At 35.8% G+C, this 16,968-nt stretch carries 11 protein-coding genes; 10 read left to right on the top strand and 1 reads right to left on the bottom strand.

Features of this window, described 5'->3' with window-relative positions; translation table 11 throughout:
• The first annotated feature begins 143 nt into the window (after nucleotides 1-143).
• Nucleotides 144-344, top strand: a complete 201-nt coding sequence (locus tag IMCC3317_RS12570; protein ID WP_160129846.1) for a hypothetical protein — start codon at nucleotides 144-146, stop codon at nucleotides 342-344.
• 81 nt (nucleotides 345-425) lie between these two features.
• On the opposite strand, the gene hflX is transcribed toward IMCC3317_RS12570, so the two are convergent.
• The gene (gene hflX / locus IMCC3317_RS12575; protein ID WP_160129847.1) at nucleotides 426-1,637 is read right to left on the bottom strand and encodes a GTPase HflX; all 1,212 of its coding nucleotides are present in this window, start codon (nucleotides 1,635-1,637) and stop codon (nucleotides 426-428) included.
• Between the two features lie 84 nt (nucleotides 1,638-1,721).
• Here hflX and IMCC3317_RS12580 point away from each other — a divergent pair, with 84 nt between their 5' ends.
• The 9 genes from IMCC3317_RS12580 (at nucleotide 1,722) to IMCC3317_RS12620 (ending at nucleotide 16,965) form a co-directional block, all read left to right on the top strand.
• Nucleotides 1,722-2,684, top strand: coding sequence for an endonuclease/exonuclease/phosphatase family protein (locus tag IMCC3317_RS12580; RefSeq protein ID WP_160129848.1), 963 nt, complete (start codon nucleotides 1,722-1,724; stop codon nucleotides 2,682-2,684).
• Nucleotides 2,685-2,776: 92 nt separating this feature from the next.
• Complete coding sequence (locus IMCC3317_RS12585) at nucleotides 2,777-8,227, top strand: fibronectin type III domain-containing protein (RefSeq protein WP_160129849.1); 5,451 nt, start codon at nucleotides 2,777-2,779, stop codon at nucleotides 8,225-8,227.
• Nucleotides 8,228-8,283: 56 nt separating this feature from the next.
• The gene (locus IMCC3317_RS12590) at nucleotides 8,284-9,201 is read left to right on the top strand and encodes a PorP/SprF family type IX secretion system membrane protein (protein ID WP_160129850.1); all 918 of its coding nucleotides are present in this window, start codon (nucleotides 8,284-8,286) and stop codon (nucleotides 9,199-9,201) included.
• Nucleotides 9,202-9,221: 20 nt separating this feature from the next.
• Entirely contained in the window at nucleotides 9,222-11,102 is a 1,881-nt protein-coding gene (locus IMCC3317_RS12595) for an OmpA family protein (protein ID WP_160129851.1), read from the top strand.
• A 113-nt stretch (nucleotides 11,103-11,215) separates the two neighbouring features.
• Nucleotides 11,216-11,608, top strand: a complete 393-nt coding sequence (locus IMCC3317_RS12600; protein ID WP_160129852.1) for a hypothetical protein — start codon at nucleotides 11,216-11,218, stop codon at nucleotides 11,606-11,608.
• A gap of 9 nt (nucleotides 11,609-11,617) precedes the next feature.
• Nucleotides 11,618-14,206, top strand: coding sequence for a DUF4132 domain-containing protein (locus IMCC3317_RS12605; RefSeq protein WP_160129853.1), 2,589 nt, complete (start codon nucleotides 11,618-11,620; stop codon nucleotides 14,204-14,206).
• Nucleotides 14,206-14,883: a HesA/MoeB/ThiF family protein gene (locus IMCC3317_RS12610; RefSeq protein WP_160129854.1), complete on the top strand. Its 678-nt coding sequence runs from the start codon at nucleotides 14,206-14,208 to the stop codon at nucleotides 14,881-14,883. The genes IMCC3317_RS12605 and IMCC3317_RS12610 overlap by 1 nt, the downstream gene beginning before the upstream one ends.
• A gap of 124 nt (nucleotides 14,884-15,007) precedes the next feature.
• A complete protein-coding gene (locus IMCC3317_RS12615) occupies nucleotides 15,008-15,832 on the top strand; it encodes a T9SS type A sorting domain-containing protein (RefSeq protein ID WP_160129855.1) in 825 nt (274 codons plus the stop codon).
• Nucleotides 15,833-16,047: 215 nt separating this feature from the next.
• Nucleotides 16,048-16,965: a TolB-like translocation protein gene (locus IMCC3317_RS12620; RefSeq protein WP_160129856.1), complete on the top strand. Its 918-nt coding sequence runs from the start codon at nucleotides 16,048-16,050 to the stop codon at nucleotides 16,963-16,965.
• Nucleotides 16,966-16,968: the final 3 nt, after the last annotated feature.

Below are 16,968 nucleotides of genomic sequence, written 5' to 3' on the forward strand. Positions count from 1 at the left end.
TTTTAACTGAAGTTACTGATATGATCAGATTTGAACGCGATTTGCATTGTTTCTGTTTTATAAATTGGCAATTGCTTTCCTTGTAACACACCTGATATTGATTTTGTTTTGTATGATATAATTAACAATCAAAATTTTATATTATGAAAAAACAGCACCTTAAAAACTTATCTTTAAGAAAAAGAGAAATTTCCAACTTAAATTTTACAACGATACAAGGAGGAAAAAGAAGCGTTAAAAGTCCTTGCGCTACACAAACTGAATATCCAACATGTAATGGTGTAAGCATTAAGATTGCTTGTGTTACACAAACAGAATTTCCAACGTGTAGAGATTGTGTATAATTGTAAGGTTATTACATTCATTGTAAATAGGCTGTCTGAAAAGTATACTTTTCGGACAGCCTATTTTTTTGTTTGTTTTTATTATTCTATTTCTTCGTAATCAGGATACAAGAAATTGTTATATGGAAAGCGTGTGATGTGAATTTCACGCACTACATTATATACTTTACGCTTAAAATCGTTTAGGTTTTCTTTGTTAATGGCTGAAATGAATAATACATCTTCTGCGGAAGAATTCATCCATGTTCGTTTCCAGTCATCCAAGGTATTATGTGCGTTTGTTCTTTCCGTAACTAAATCGTCCGAATCAATCGTTTCATGTGTAAACGCATCAATTTTATTGAAAACCATAATCGTTGGTTTGTCAGCACTTTTAATTTCGCCTAAAATCTGATTGACAGATTCAATATGATCTTCAAAATTAGGATGAGAAATATCTACAACGTGTAATAATAAATCTGCTTCGCGCACTTCATCCAAGGTGCTTTTGAAAGAATCTACTAATTGTGTTGGCAATTTTCTGATGAATCCTACCGTATCACTTAACAAAAACGGAAGATTTCCAATCACCACTTTACGAACTGTTGTATCTAACGTTGCAAATAGTTTATTTTCGGCAAATACATCACTTTTACTAACCACATTCATTAAGGTAGATTTTCCAACATTGGTATATCCAACCAAAGCAACCCGAATTAATGCGCCTCTGTTTCCACGTTGTACCGCCATTTGCTTGTCAATAGTTTTCATTTTATTTTTCAATAAAACAATCTTATCGCGTACAATACGTCTATCTGTCTCAATTTCTGTTTCTCCAGGTCCACGCATTCCAATTCCACCTCGTTGACGTTCCAAGTGTGTCCATAAACCTGTTAATCGTGGTAATAAGTATTGATATTGTGCCAATTCTACTTGCGTGCGTGCATAACTTGTTTGCGCGCGTTGTGCAAAAATGTCTAGAATCAATCCAGTTCTATCTATAATTTTACATTTTAGTAAACGTTCAATATTTCGCTGTTGTCCTGGTGATAATTCATCATCAAAAATAACAGAACCAATATCATTTGCATTTACAAATTGCTGTACTTCTTCTATTTTTCCTGTTCCAATAAATGTTTTTGGATTCGGAACTTCCATTTTTTGCGTAAATCGCTTTATAACTTCCCCACCAGCAGTATATGTCAAAAACTCAAGTTCGTCCAAATACTCTTCAGACTTGGTTTCATCTTGCTCTTTTGTAATCACTCCTATTAATATAGTACGCTCGTATGCAATGGTTTTCTTTTCTATCATAAATCAAATTAAAAAGCAAAGTTACACAATTCCTTTTTTGATTTTAGTACTTTTATCTTTTATAAACAGACTTTTATAGCGTTCATGGAGAAAAAAGACACCCTAAATAAGTATCACACAATTGCATTTTACAATCTTGAAAACTTGTTTGATACTATTGATGATAAGCATAAACTTGACGATGATTTTCTGCCAGAAGCAGCTCGTAATTGGACTCCAAAACGCTACGACAAGAAAATTTACAAACTAGGTTCTGCCATTACAAGTTTTGGTTCAGAAGACACAACTAATGTACCTGTATTAATAGGTGTTGCTGAGGTTGAAAATAAAAAAGTGATGAACGATCTTGTGAGTTCAAAGCCACTTGCTGAATTTAAGTATGATTTTGTGCATTACAATTCGCCTGACGAACGTGGAATTGATGTTGGATTACTATATCAAAAAGAACACTTTGAGGTAATTTATTCAGAATCGATCCCTATCCTATTATATACTGAAGATGGCGTACGCGATTTTACACGAGATACATTATATGTAAAAGGGTTATTAAATGGGGAAGCTATTCACGTTTTTGTCAATCATTGGTCTTCCAGAAGACAAGGTGCTAATGAAACTTCACACAAACGTATCAAAGCGGCACAAACCGTTAAAAGTAAAATCAATGAAATAAAGGCAGCAGAAAATGATCCTCATATAATTATCATGGGCGATTTTAATGACGATCCGACAAGTGAAAGTATTCAAAACCACTTAATGGACACGGAGTTGTACAATCCGATGCTAAAACTATTGACTATATATAAAGGTAGCGCAAGTTATAGAGGCGAATGGAATTTATTTGATCAAATCATATTCTCTACAAATTTCTTCGATTATAAAAAAGGGACACATAGTTTTGCTTCCGCAGACATTTTTGATGAAGATTTCTTAACAATATGGAAAGGAAAATACAAAGGCAATCCTTTCCGAACGTATGCAGGTAAAAAATACCTTGGAGGTTACAGTGACCACTTTCCTGTCTATATAAAGTTAAAATTTAACGTGTAACCCTTATTTTTAGCAAGTAAAGTGTTAAAGTAAAGTTAAGCTTGCTTTTTTTTACTATTTTTATGGCTACTAACTATTAACCAACTTTTTTTATGAAAAAAATTACCTTGCTATGTATGGCAGCGTTATTTTATACGTTTTCATATGCACAAGTATTAAATCAACCAGCAGCCTGGCCAAATACAAATTGGTCTGTTACTGGAACATATAATACAGATCCGACCGCTTTCGAAGCCGATCCGACACTAACAGCAAATTTTGCTTTTGATGATGATGATGCAGGTTCTACAAGTGACGATACTATCGCAGCAGAATCTCCAATCATTGATGTTTCCGCTGCATTTGCAGCCTCAGAAACTTGGCTAACTGCCACTGTTGACTACACCTACAATGATTTAGGTGACACACTAACATTAGAATATTGGGATGCCGATGCTAGCGCATGGGTAGCTTGGCAACAATTTGTTGCTAGTGGAGATCAGCCTACTGCCGATTTTTGTAGTGGAACCAGAGATTCTTTTACAAGTGATCCGTTAAATATTGGTGGATTCACGGCAACTCAACAAGCAGGATTCCGCTACCGATTATCATTTGATGATAATGCAGGTTGGCAATGGGGATTTTGCTTTGACTCACCAACAATAACCTCTGCAGCACCTCCAACATGCCCAGACATATCCAATTTAGCTTCCGCAAATATAACAGCTACTACAGCTGATATTAGCTGGTTGCCTGGAAATACTGAAACTACATGGGAAATTGCAATACAAACTGCAGGAACAGGAATACCAGCAGGCTCAGGAACTTCTACTACAACAAATGCACCTTATGCTGCTACTGGACTAAGCGCTAGTACAGATTACGAAGTATACGTAAGAGCTGATTGTGGAGTTGATGGTTTTAGCAACTGGATTGGTCCTATTACTTTTAGAACTTTAAACTTACCACCTCCACCACCAGTTGGTGTAACATGTGCAAGTGGAACTTCCTCTTTTATATTTTCGGAAGACTTTGAAACTGATCCTCCTTCAGGATGGACAGGTACAGGTTTTGATGGAAGTAATGGAAATTGGGATATTACTGCAGGTGGAGCTAATTCAGGTGGAACAGGTCCTTCTGCTTCCTTTAGTGGAGGAATGCACTTAGAATACGAAGCTTCTGGAAATTCAAGTACAATAGCTTCTGCAATTAGTCCTGCCGTTGATTTAACTTCAGCCGTAGACGGTGCAGAATTGTCATTCAATATGCATGCATTTGGTGACGATATAGGAACATTGAATGTAAACGTTGGAACCTCAGCAACAGGTCCTTTTACGAATGTATTTACTTGGACTGGAGACTTACAACTTACTGATGCTGAAGCTTGGGTTCCAGTAGGAGCCAACTTAGATGCTTACTTAGGTCAGGTTATATTTATCGAATTCAGTTACGGCGGTACCGGAGCAGGATTTGAAGGAGATATATCAATAGATTTAGTGCGTGTTGAAGCGTGTGGTACTTTTTGTATAGCTCCAAGTGCATTAACAGCATCGAATATTGATGCTACAACGGCAGATATATCGTGGACACCAAATAGTGGTGAAACTGCTTGGGAAATTGTAATCCAACCTGCAGGAACAGGAGTACCAGCAGGTTCAGGAACTGCTACAACAACAAACGCACCTTATGATGCTACTGGACTAAATCCTACTACACAATATGAAGTATATGTACGATCAGATTGTGGTGTTAATGGATTCAGTACTTGGACAGGCCCTATTAATTTTACTACATTAAATTCACCACCTCCACCACCAGTTGGTGTAACATGTACAAGTGGAACTTCATCTTTTTTATTTTCGGAAGACTTTGAAACTGATCCTCCTTCTGGATGGACAGGTACTGGTTTTGCTGGAAGTAATGGAAACTGGGATATTACCGCAGGTGGAGCTAACTCTGGTGGAACAGGTCCTTCTGCTTCTTTTAGTGGAGGAATGCACTTAGAATACGAAGCTTCTGGAAATTCAAGCACAATAGCTTCTGCAATCAGTCCCGCAGTTGATTTAACTTCAGCAGTAGATGGTGCAGAATTGTCATTCAATATGCATGCATTTGGTGACGACATAGGAACCTTGAATGTAAACGTGGGAACCTCAGCAACAGGTCCTTTTACGAATGTATTTACTTGGATTGGAGACTTACAACTTACCGATACTGAAGCTTGGGTTCCAATAGGAATCAACTTAGACGCTTACTTAGGTCAGGTTATATTTATTGAATTTAGTTACGGCGGTGCCGGAACAGGATTTGAAGGAGATATGTCAATAGATTTAGTGCGTGTTGAAGCGTGTGGTTCTTTTTGTATAGCTCCAAGTGCATTAACGGTTTCTAATGTTGGTGGTACAACTGCTGATATAACATGGACTGCTAACAACGGAGAAACACAGTGGGAATATGTAATAATTCCAGCAGGAACTGGCCCTCCATCAGGTGCAGGAACTTCTGTAACTACAACTACAGTAAACGCTACAGGATTAACCACAGAAACAGCTTATGACATATATGTTAGAGCAATTTGTGGTCCAGGCGACGAAAGTGTTTGGTCAGGACCTGTGAGCTTTACGACTACAATTCAAACAGATTTCACAGTAGATTGTGCTGTTGGTCCAACCAACACTACGTACTGCTATGGTAATTTTGACAATACCGCATTTACTTATACAAGTTCTGATGGTGTTTCTACACTAGCTGTAATATTCAACGCAGGACAAGTAGAAAACAATTGGGATCTACTTACCATTTTTGATTCTGACGGTGTAACCGTATTATATAGTGGATATGGTAATGCTGGAGACTTAGCTGGAATACTTTTTGAATCTTCAGGACCTAGTATTACAGTTCAAATAACTTCTGACAATATTATAAACTGTCAAGGTAACGGATATACTCCGTGGGATTTTGATGTTGCTTGTGTTGATCCAACTGCGCCACCAACTTGTGTGTCGTTACTATCTCCAATGGATGGCGCTACCGATATTGAAATTAACCAAGATATTACTTGGAGTCCTGCAATTGGTTCTCCAGCTGGTTATATTTTAACTGTTGGAACTACGCCAGGCGGTAATGATGTTGTAAATGGTGTAGATGTTGGAAACGTAACTACATATGCATTAGCTACTAATTATGCTACTACTTATTATATTACAATTTTAGGATATAACGGAAACGGATTAGCATCAGGCTGTACCGAAGAAAGCTTTACCACACGACCTGATCCAAACCAAGTATTCAACTTAGTTTGTGCTAACGGAGCTATCAACGTGAATCACTGTTATACAAATAACGACGATAACACGTTCTTATTTACATCCGATTCAGGATTTCCAATAATACTAACGTTTACTTCAGGAACGATTGTAGATGATGATGATATTATCAATTTCTATAGTGGTTCTGATAATACAGGCGACTTACTATTTACAGGTAACAATGCAGGAGACTTAAGTGGTTTAACCATTACATCTTCTGGTGGAAACCTATTTATGGAAATTATCACTGATGGATTCCAAAGTTGTGCCAATGGAAACGGAACACAATGGGAATGGACAGCAGAATGTTCAACATGTTTTAAACCAACGGCTTCTTATACCGTAGTTGAAGATTGTGCAACAGGAGATCAATTCTTAGTAGATGTAGAAATTTTAACTACAGGTGATGCCGTGACAATCACAATTTCAGATGATTTCGGAAGTGCTGCACAAGTAGTAACCGCAGCAGGTGTGTATACATTTGGACCGTATCCAAATGCAACACCAGTAATATTTACAGTAGCTGATACTGATGATACAAACTGTGTACTCACAAGTGATTCGCAAACTCAGGCATTCTGTCCAGATCAAGCTTGTTCAATTATTAATGCTGGATATGATCAATTACAAACATGTGATGTTACATCAACAGATTTATCGGCTACCTTTATGGCTAGTTCAATTACATCTAATACAAGTACATACACAATTAGTGATTTACAATGTCCACCAGATAACTTAACTGGTTTACCAACTTCTATTACATTAGATGATAGATGGTCTTCTGTAATTCCATTAGACTTTAACTTTCAATACTTTGGAAATGACTATACAGACGTAGTCATTGGTGCAAATGGATTGATTGGATTTAATACAGGTTTAGCTGGAACTTTCAATGCTTGGAATATAAACGCGGTAGATTTAATACCATCGCCAAACCTTCCTTTGAATGCAATTCATGGTGCATACCACGATATTGACCCAAGTGTCGCTGGAAATCATTATATTGAATATACAACCGTTGGAACTGCACCATCAAGACAATTTAAAGTGACTTTCTTTGAAGTCCCTCAATTCTCTGGAGCTTGTAACAATTTATTAACCACACAGCAGATGATTTTATATGAATCTTCTAACGTTATTGATGTTATAATTTTAGAAAAGCCTGTTTGTCCAACATGGAATGGAGGTTTAGCTACTTTAGGTATTCAGAATGAGTTTGGAACAGTAGGATATGCTCCTCCTGGAAGAAACACTGGTGTTTGGGCAGTTACGCAACAAGAATTATGGAGATTTGTACCAGACGGTAATCCAAACTATACATTTGAGTGGTTTGATGAAAATGGAACTTCTTTAGGGAATAATACAGACATTACAGTATCTCCAACAGAAGATACCACATATACAGCCTCTATTTCATATGCTTTGGCAAATGGTACATTGGTAACCTTAACGGATGATGTAACAGTTACCGTACAAAGAAATCCTGAAGTTGTAGCAACGGAAACACTAGAAGCTTGTGATGAAGATTTTACCAACGTTGGCGATTTCGACCTTACAGTGCAAGATGTAAATGTTATTGGTACACAAACCGATGTTACAGTTTCGTACTATGAAACAATGGCAGATGCAGAAGCTGGTACAAACATGCTTGCGGATCCTACATCATATGTTAGTGGAGACACTACGGTGTATGTTCGTATTCAGGATAACATTACAGGATGTTATGCAACAGGAGATTTCTTAATTGAAGTGCTTGCGCAGGTTGATCCTGCCAATATTGGTTTAGAAGGTGAATGTATTGCTGATCAGTATACAATTACTGTAACTCCATTGAATAATGGATACGATCCTGCAACTGTTACCTACGAATGGTCAGGTGGTGCATCAACAAACACAACTGGAAATCAGTTTATTGCAACAGAAGACGGAGAATATACCGTAACAATTACAACTGCTGATGGTTGTGCTAGTATGCAAACATTTACTGTAATCAACGCTATGTGTTCATTCCCGCAAGGAATTTCGCCAAACGGAGATGGATTGAATGATTCATGGGATTTACGAGCATTCAGAGTAGATGAGTTGGAAATATTTAATTCTCACGGTCGCTCTATATACAAGAAATTTAAGTATACGAACGAATGGATAGGACAAACAAATGATAATGATAATTTACCAGTAGGAACTTATTTTTATGTACTAAGACTCGAAAATGGAGAAGCTAAAAACGGATGGATTTATTTAAATAAATAATATTCGTTGCATAAAAATTAAAAAACCATATTATTAAAATAATATCACATCATATCATGAAGAACATATATATCGCACTCTTTATATTACTTTTTACGCTACCATCTTTTGCACAGCAAGATCCGCAGTACACTCAGTACATGTACAATATGGCAGTTATTAATCCTGCATACGCTGGATCTACAGAAGGAATATCTATAGGAGCATTATACAGAAATCAATGGACCGGATTTGACGGTGCCCCAAGAACGTTTACGTTCTTTGGGCATTCGCCTGTCGGTAAAAATGTAGGGCTTGGATTATCATTTATCACAGATCAAATTGGACCTGTGAAAGAAACCAATGTCTACACTGACTTTTCATATACATTACAATTAGGAGGCGCTCACAAATTAGCGTTTGGTGTAAAAGGAGGATTAACATTTCATGACATCGGATTGTTTTCTCAAGTAAACCCAACATTAATAGATCAAGGTGATGAAGCATTCTCAAGTGACGTAAATGAAACAACTTTTAACTTAGGAGCCGGACTTTTTTACTACACAGACAATTACTACTTAGCATTATCTGTCCCTAACTTTTTAAAAGGAAAACATTTAGATGTAAATGGTAGAACTTATGGTTCGGAAATATCGCATTACTTCCTTACAGGTGGTTATGTGTTTCAAGCAACTCCAAACACTAAAATTAAGCCTTCATTCTTAGTAAAATCTGCATTTGATGCACCAACATCTTTTGACTTGAACTTGAATGCTCTATTTTATGAAAAATTTGAAATTGGAGCTTCTTACCGTTTAGATGATTCTTTTAGTGGAATGGTCAACTTTGCGATCAACCCGAGATTACGTATAGGCTATGCCTATGATGCTGTAACTTCTGAAATTTCATCAGTAGCAAGCTCATCTCACGAAGTATTCATATTATTTGATTTATACTTCCCACGTAAAGTTTCTCGTTCGCCAAGATATTTCTAAAACCTAATACGCCAAAAACAATGAAAAAACTATATATATTATTTCTAGTTCTAGCAACTACAAACGTTTTTGCTCAGAATGATAAAACAAAGAAAGCTGACAAGCTTTACGACAGGCTTGAATATGTAAAAGCGGCTAAGGAATATGAAGAAATAGCTCTTGAAAATGCTGACGCTTATGTATATGAACGCTTAGCAAACTGCTATTACAATGTATTTCAAACAGAAGATGCTGAACGTTGGTACAGACAAAGTATTGCGGAAGGTAATACCAAAGCAGATACGTACTTCAAGTTTTCTCAAATGCTAAAAGCAAATGGGAAATACGAAGAACACAACCAATGGATGGCAAAATTTGCCGCAGCAAAACCAGGTGATCAAAGAGCAATTGCTTTTAAGAAAAATCCAAACTACATTCCGCAAATTCTTGCAAAAGTGACAAAATTTAAAGTGAAGAATTCTGAAATTAATACACAGAATTCTGACTTTGGAGCAATCTCATCTGGAAACATTGTATACTTCACGTCTACGCGTGACGGTGGAAGAAAATACGGATGGAACGGACAACCATACTTAGACATTTACATGGCTTCGTATGATGGAGACGGAAAATTATCTAGCGCGCAAGCACTATCAAATGATATCAATACAAAATATCATGAAGGAACGGTAAGTTTCTCTCCTGATAAGAAAACCATGTACTTTACACGTGAAAGCTATTTTGATGGTAAATTCAAAAAAGATGAAGAAGGTAAAGGAACATTAAACTTGTACAAAGCAACAATGTCAAGCGGAGAATGGTCAAATGTAGAGCCACTTCCATTTAACAATGACGAGTATTCTGTTGGACATCCATCAGTAAGTGCAGACGGGAAAATGTTATACTTTGCTTCTGACATGCCTGGAGGTTTTGGACAATCTGATTTATACAAAGTTGCCATTAATGACGACGGTTCTTTTGGAGTACCAAAAAACTTAGGCGCTGACATAAACACAGAAGGAAGAGAATTTTTCCCTTTCATCAGTAGTAACAACACACTTTATTTCTCGTCTGATGGAAACTTAGGAATTGGAGGATTAGACGTATTTGCTTCTAAAGTAAATGGAAGTTCGTACGGAGCAGTTCGTAACTTAGGAACGCCTTTAAACAGTAACTCTGATGATTTTTCTTTTACATTTGATGAAGAAACTAAAAAAGGATTTGTTGCTTCTAACCGTGAAGGTGGAAAAGGAAGTGACGACATTTACGAAACAACATTATTAAATCCTATTTGTGATGTAGATTATGTAATTACAGTTACTGATAAAGAAACTGGTGCTGCATTAAGCGGAGCAAAAGTTGTCTTAGCGGACGATCAAGGAAACAGTGTTGGATCAAAAATGACAGATTCAGACGGAAAAGTAGCATTCAAAGTTGAATGTGACAAATCTTCCATTTTAGAAGCGTCTATTCAAGGATATGTTCCTCAAAAAGTAAATGTAAATAGTGGAGATGATACTGAAAAAATTATAGACATCTCATTAGCTCCAATTGAAGAAATAATTGAAGATGTAATTGTGTTAGATCCTATCTATTTTGATTTTGACAAACACAACATCCGACAAGATGCTGCTTTTGAATTAGACAAAGTAGTCAATGTGATGACTAAATATCCTAATATGGTTATCAAAGTTGAAACGCATACCGACATTAGAGGTTCAGCTCCATACAATCAGAAATTATCTGAAAGAAGAGCAAAATCTACAGTACAATACATCATTTCTAAAGGAATTGATGCTTCACGTTTAAACAGTGAAGGAAAAGGAGAAAGCTCTCCATTAATTGACTGTGGTAATAAGTGTACTGATGAAGAACACCAACAAAATCGTCGTTCAGACTTTATCATTGTAAGTAAAGAATAATTACAATCATAACACCTATCAAAAACCTGTAACTCCTGTAGTTGCAGGTTTTTTTATGCGATAAATTTTCTTGCTAAACTCAAAATTCTTAAATTCAAGAAAAAATCATTGTTATGACAATTACCATTACAGATGAATCTCTTACAGGAGACATTCTCAATCAAATACAAATTGCAGTAGCAAACGAAATTAGTACCGTAAAAGACATTATTACTGCACGAGTTTCTGCCGAAGTTGAATTATACAACAACAAACTTCCAGAATATTTCAAAGGATTAATTCGTCCGACTGCATCGGAAAAAACACTGAATGGTTTCAAACTAAAAAATAGAAAGAAAAAAATAGATATTGAACAGCAAACATTCATCGCTTTTGATGCTTTTCAGAAAAATGGATACTTACTTCTCATTGACGATCAGCAAGCAGAAACCTTAGAACAAGAAGTATTAATAACTAATACAACTAAGATAAGCTTTGTAAAACTTACGCCATTAGTTGGTGGATAATTGAGAACTATGGGATTTAAAGAAAGTCTAAAAAATTTATTTGGCGTAAAAAAAGAAGCAGTTTTAGAACATCCAGTATTTGATGAACAATTGAATAAAATTGTACATGAAATCATTTCAGTAGGACACACCTATTCAATACCATTTTCAAAATTGGAGTCGTACAAAGCACTCAAAGTAAAAGATGCAACCACTAAAAAAGAATTTGCACACTATCTAGCTGAGAAAAAAATAGAATTACTTAAAAAAAGTGAAAGGAAAACGCTATCAAATATTGAGAATCGCAAACTACATATCAGCGGTGAATTATTAACCGCATTACTGCGTAGTAATCTGGAATATGAACCTGTTGAGTTTGCTAACTTGATGAGTTTCTTTGCAAGTGCGTCTGCTACTAAACAAAATCTGATACATTTTTCACATTGGCCAATTGGTTATGCAATACAACAAATAGAAAAAAGTGTTAAGAAAAATGGATTGTCGCCTGAATGGAAAATCTATATAGAAAAATTTCTAGCATCTCCAGAAATGGAATCCAAAAATGATTATTACGGATCTGACTTAGATAAAATAGAAACTAAACTAAAAAAAATACTATTTAACGATCAAAATACGGAAGGAAAAACTCCTCCATACTCACATACTGACGATCGGTTTGGAACTATGCTAAATGCCGAAGTGGCTACTTTTGATGAAGCTTTACGCGATCATTTTTATCAACTATTTCATCTATTTACAAAAGCATCAAGCGGAAAACCATCACAGCGTTTTCTAAAAACTACCAGTGAAATTATTGATGCGATCGGAATTTCAAAATACAAAACCAGTATTCATCCGTGGTTAGAATTTGTCACAAAACTCAAAGAAATAGAGACTAAAAAGCAACATGACTTCGGTGGTGGTGAAGTATATGATTATAGTAATTATGACTTTTTACACGAAAAAAGCACCACTTTCATCAAAGGATTGGTATGGAGTTTGGCAAAATTTCACGATTCTACCACATTAAATCTAGTCGCAAAACTAGCGGAACGTTGTTATAAAAAAATTCCTGGTGTTGGCCCAGCTTCCGCTGGAATTGGAAATGCATGTATGTATGTTTTAGGAAATACCAAAGGACTTGAAGGAATAAGCCACTTATCACGATTAAAATTAAAAATCAAGCAAAATAATACTCGAAAACTCATTGAAAAATACTTGGATGAAGCTTCTACCAAACTAGGAATTTCTTCGTCTGAAATAGAAGAACTATCCATTCCGCACTTCGGATTGGAAAACGGTGCCAAAACATACACTTTTGATGATTATGTATTAGAATTAAAAATACAGGAATTAGGAAAAGTAAACTTAAGTTGGCTAAAACCCGATGGAAAATTGCAAAAAACAACGCCTGCTTTTGTCAAAAATTCTACTAAACATACGCAAACGCTTAAAAAAGCAAAAAGTGATGTCGCGCAAATAAAAAAATACCTCACCGCACAACGCGACAGAATTGATCGTTTATATTTAGAAGATCGCGTGTGGACATATGAAGATTTCTCAAAGCATTATGTACATCACGGATTGGTAAATTTTGTCACAAAACGATTGTTATGGCAATTTAAAAAAGAAGACACATTTGTCACAGCAATCTATCAAAATGAACAATGGACAACACAAAATAATACAACACTAGACTGGATTTCGGAAGAAACAGAAGTTCGTTTGTGGCATCCAATTTATGAAAAAGTAGATAACGTATTATTTTGGCGAAAAAAGTTAGAAGAACTCGAAATAAAACAACCATTAAAGCAAGCATATCGCGAAGTATATATTTTAACGGATGCAGAAGTCAACACGAAAACGTATAGTAATCGAATGGCGGCGCACATTTTGAAGCAACATCAATTTAATGCGTTGACAAGCGTTCGCGGCTGGAAATACACATTAATGGGTTCTTTTGATAACGGCGTCGATGACGAAATTGCTTCTATACACATGAAAGCGCATGGAATAGAAGCGCAATTTTGGATCAATGAATTGAATGCGGAAGATGAATTTAACGACTCAGGAATTTGGAATTATATTGCTACGGATCAAGTCCGATTTGTCAAAAATAATGAAATCATGGATTTGATTGACGTTCCTAAATTAGTGCTTTCGGAAGTACTTCGTGATGTCGATTTATTTGTGGGAGTTTGTAGTGTTGGAAACGATCCTGAATGGAGAGATAATGGCGGTTTGCCACAATACCGCGATTATTGGACAAATTATTCTTTTGGAGATTTAACCGAAGTTGCAAAAACTCGAAAACAAATCTTAGAAAAACTCTTACCACGATTAAAGATCAACAAAGTTTCCACGATTGATGGTAAATTTTTAAAAGTAAAAGGCACGAAACGCACGTACAAAATTCACATTGGAAGCACGAATATTTTAATGGAACCCAACGATCAATATTTATGTATTGTTCCCGCAAGAGGAAAAGATAAAAACACAGACAGTATCTTTTTACCGTTTGAAGGCGATCGTGGATTATCGTTGGTATTAAGCAAAGCTTTTTTATTAGCCGCTGATGATAAAATTACGGATACAACTATTCTTAGTCAAATAAACTAATGTCGGAAGCGAAATCACATATTTCTTTTGAGCAAACGCTAAAAAACACACACGTTATTGCGGTTGGTTGCGGCGGTTTGGGTTGTGCTACACTACTTTCGCTCGCGTTATTAGGTATTGGAAAACTAACTATTATTGATGATGATATTATAGAAATTGACAATCTACAACGTCAAATTTTATTTGATTTGAATGCTGTTGGAAAGTATAAATGTGATGTTGCAAAAACACAATTAGAAGCTCGCACAACTACTGTTGAAATTACCGTTTTTAAAGAACGTTTGACTTCCAAAAACAGTGAACAATTACTCCAACAAGCCACCATTATTGTTGATTGTACAGATAACTACGCAACTCGCTTGGTGATTGATGCTTTTTGCGCAAAACACAACATTCCGATGATATATACTGGCGTAAAAGGTGCGGAAGGGCACATTTCGGTATTCAATTACAAAGGCGGAAAATCATTGGCGGAAACCTTTGAGAACGATCAGGCGATATTTCAAAATGAAGATTGTAATGATTCTCATGTAATGCCACAAATTGTAACGATGGCTTCAAGTTTTCAAGTAAACGAAGTCGTCAAAATTCTGCAAGATACTTCAAACGTATTACAAGGAAAATTACAAGTGTTTAATTTGTTGAAAAATGTGTTTCGAGCGTTTACCCTAAAATAACAACCTCCAAAAAAAAATAGTAGTTAAAAGCTACACATAAAATTTGATTCTTTTCTACTATATTTGTTTTTAACATATAAAGAAAACAACTTTTTAATCCAGACTTTAAAAAACCAATCACACTATGAAAATCAACCTTGTTCAGAAAGTATTCATCCTATCGCTAACACTTTTTAGCTTTTTATATTCAACTCAGTCAAATGCGCAATGTACATTACAAGTATTTGCCAACGTAATTAATAATGATTGTCAAGGCGGAAGTAATGGTGCTGTAAGTGCCGTTGGTATTTTTGGTACGCCACCTTACACAGCGGTTTGGAGAAATTCTATGGGAACTATAGTAGAAACTGATACGAATTTGCTCCAAGGACAAGCTTCGAATGCTTCAGGCTTACCTGCGGAGGCATATACTGTAACTTTTACAGATGCTACAGTAACTTGTCAAAGAGCTGCGAATATAAGTGTTGCAAATACAACAATTGACACTTCTACGACAACAAACAGCGGTACTATCACTTCCAATGCTACTGGAGTAACTTACCAATGGGTAGATTGCAATAATGGTATGAGTGCTATTTCTGGTGAGACGAATAGCAGTTATACACCAACTTCCGTTGGAGATTACGCAGTACGATTAGATAAAAATGGCTGTATTGACACTTCTGCCTGTGTTGCCATAACAACTTTAGGAATCAGTGAAAATTCTTTTTCAAATACATTTAAAGTATATCCAAATCCAACCAGCGGAGATTTTTCAATTGATTTTGAGAATACACATAAAAACCTAACTGTAGTTTTATACTCTTTAACTGGTCAAATAGTACAAAAACAGCATGCAGAAAACACTTCGCTAATTCAATTAAACATAGACAAACCCGCAGGAATATACATTCTTAAAATTATCGGAGCTAACGGAGAAAACTCATATCTAAAAGTAATTAAACAGTAAAATTTAGTCAATAAAAAACTGTATTTCCAATGCCAAATATTGACTTCACAACAACACTATTTGGCAATTGGAAGACAAGAACTTACAAAAAAACAAAAACTAATGATGCGTTAATTGCGTATTCCCGTACTTTCCGCAAACACAAATCACGTAGTAACACGCTATTATAAAACAACTTAACGTTCTATCTTTGGAGTAACCAACCATTCCATAGTATGAAAGTCAAAGATATTTATCCAATAACGCAAGTTGGCGTTAACGCAAACGAAAATTTTATAGATGGTCGTCCATGTTTCAGTCGTGACGGCAATACCGTTCTTTTTGAACGTTCCGGAAACGGAATTTCAAAAGCACAATTCTGGACTGTAGAACTCCCTACAAAAATAGCAAGCCTATATTATAAAAGTGACGGTTATGACTGCTTAAGAGCTTCTTGGTCGTGGAATCTCGCGCAAAAGTCAAAGCAAATAGCCTTTACGGGAATGTTTCCTGTTCCTGGTAAAGTTGAACTAGTTTCAAAAATTATGCTTTTAGATGAAAACGGTGCAAATAATAGTGCTACGCATCTATCAGTTTCTGGGTATGAACAATCGCAATTGTCATATCCTGCTTGGTATCCTAATGAACTTTCACTGTTAATGACAAATTACTCACAATTACAACTTTTAAAAGTAGATATCACTACGTTAGAATCAAGCGTATTAACCAGTAGTGAATATTGGTCAGGCATGGGAACTGTAAATCAAAACGATTCTAGTATGATCGCTTTCGCGGGACAACCCAAAGGTTCAGGAAAATACAATCAACAAATAAACAGAGTATTACTTCAAGTTGGTAATAATACACCTGTTGTATTTTCAGATCCAGCACAAGGGAAAATTGGGCGTGCGCCGTGGTTTAGTAATGACGGAAACATTATGGCTTTTGAGGCAATTTCACCGAAAGGAAAATTGCAAATTTTTATACGAAAAGTTGATCAAGAAAATCCACAATCAACACCTATAATTTCTGTGAGTAATTCTAATTTTGCTGCGCAACATGCCAAGTTCTCCCGTGATGGTTCTCAAATAGTTTGGGCGCAAAATAATGAAAAAGGAGGAGCACAAATCTATATGGGAACTGTTGTAAGTTAACAT

The organism is Kordia antarctica, assembly GCF_009901525.1.
Classification (GTDB): Bacteria; Bacteroidota; Bacteroidia; order Flavobacteriales; family Flavobacteriaceae; genus Kordia; species Kordia antarctica.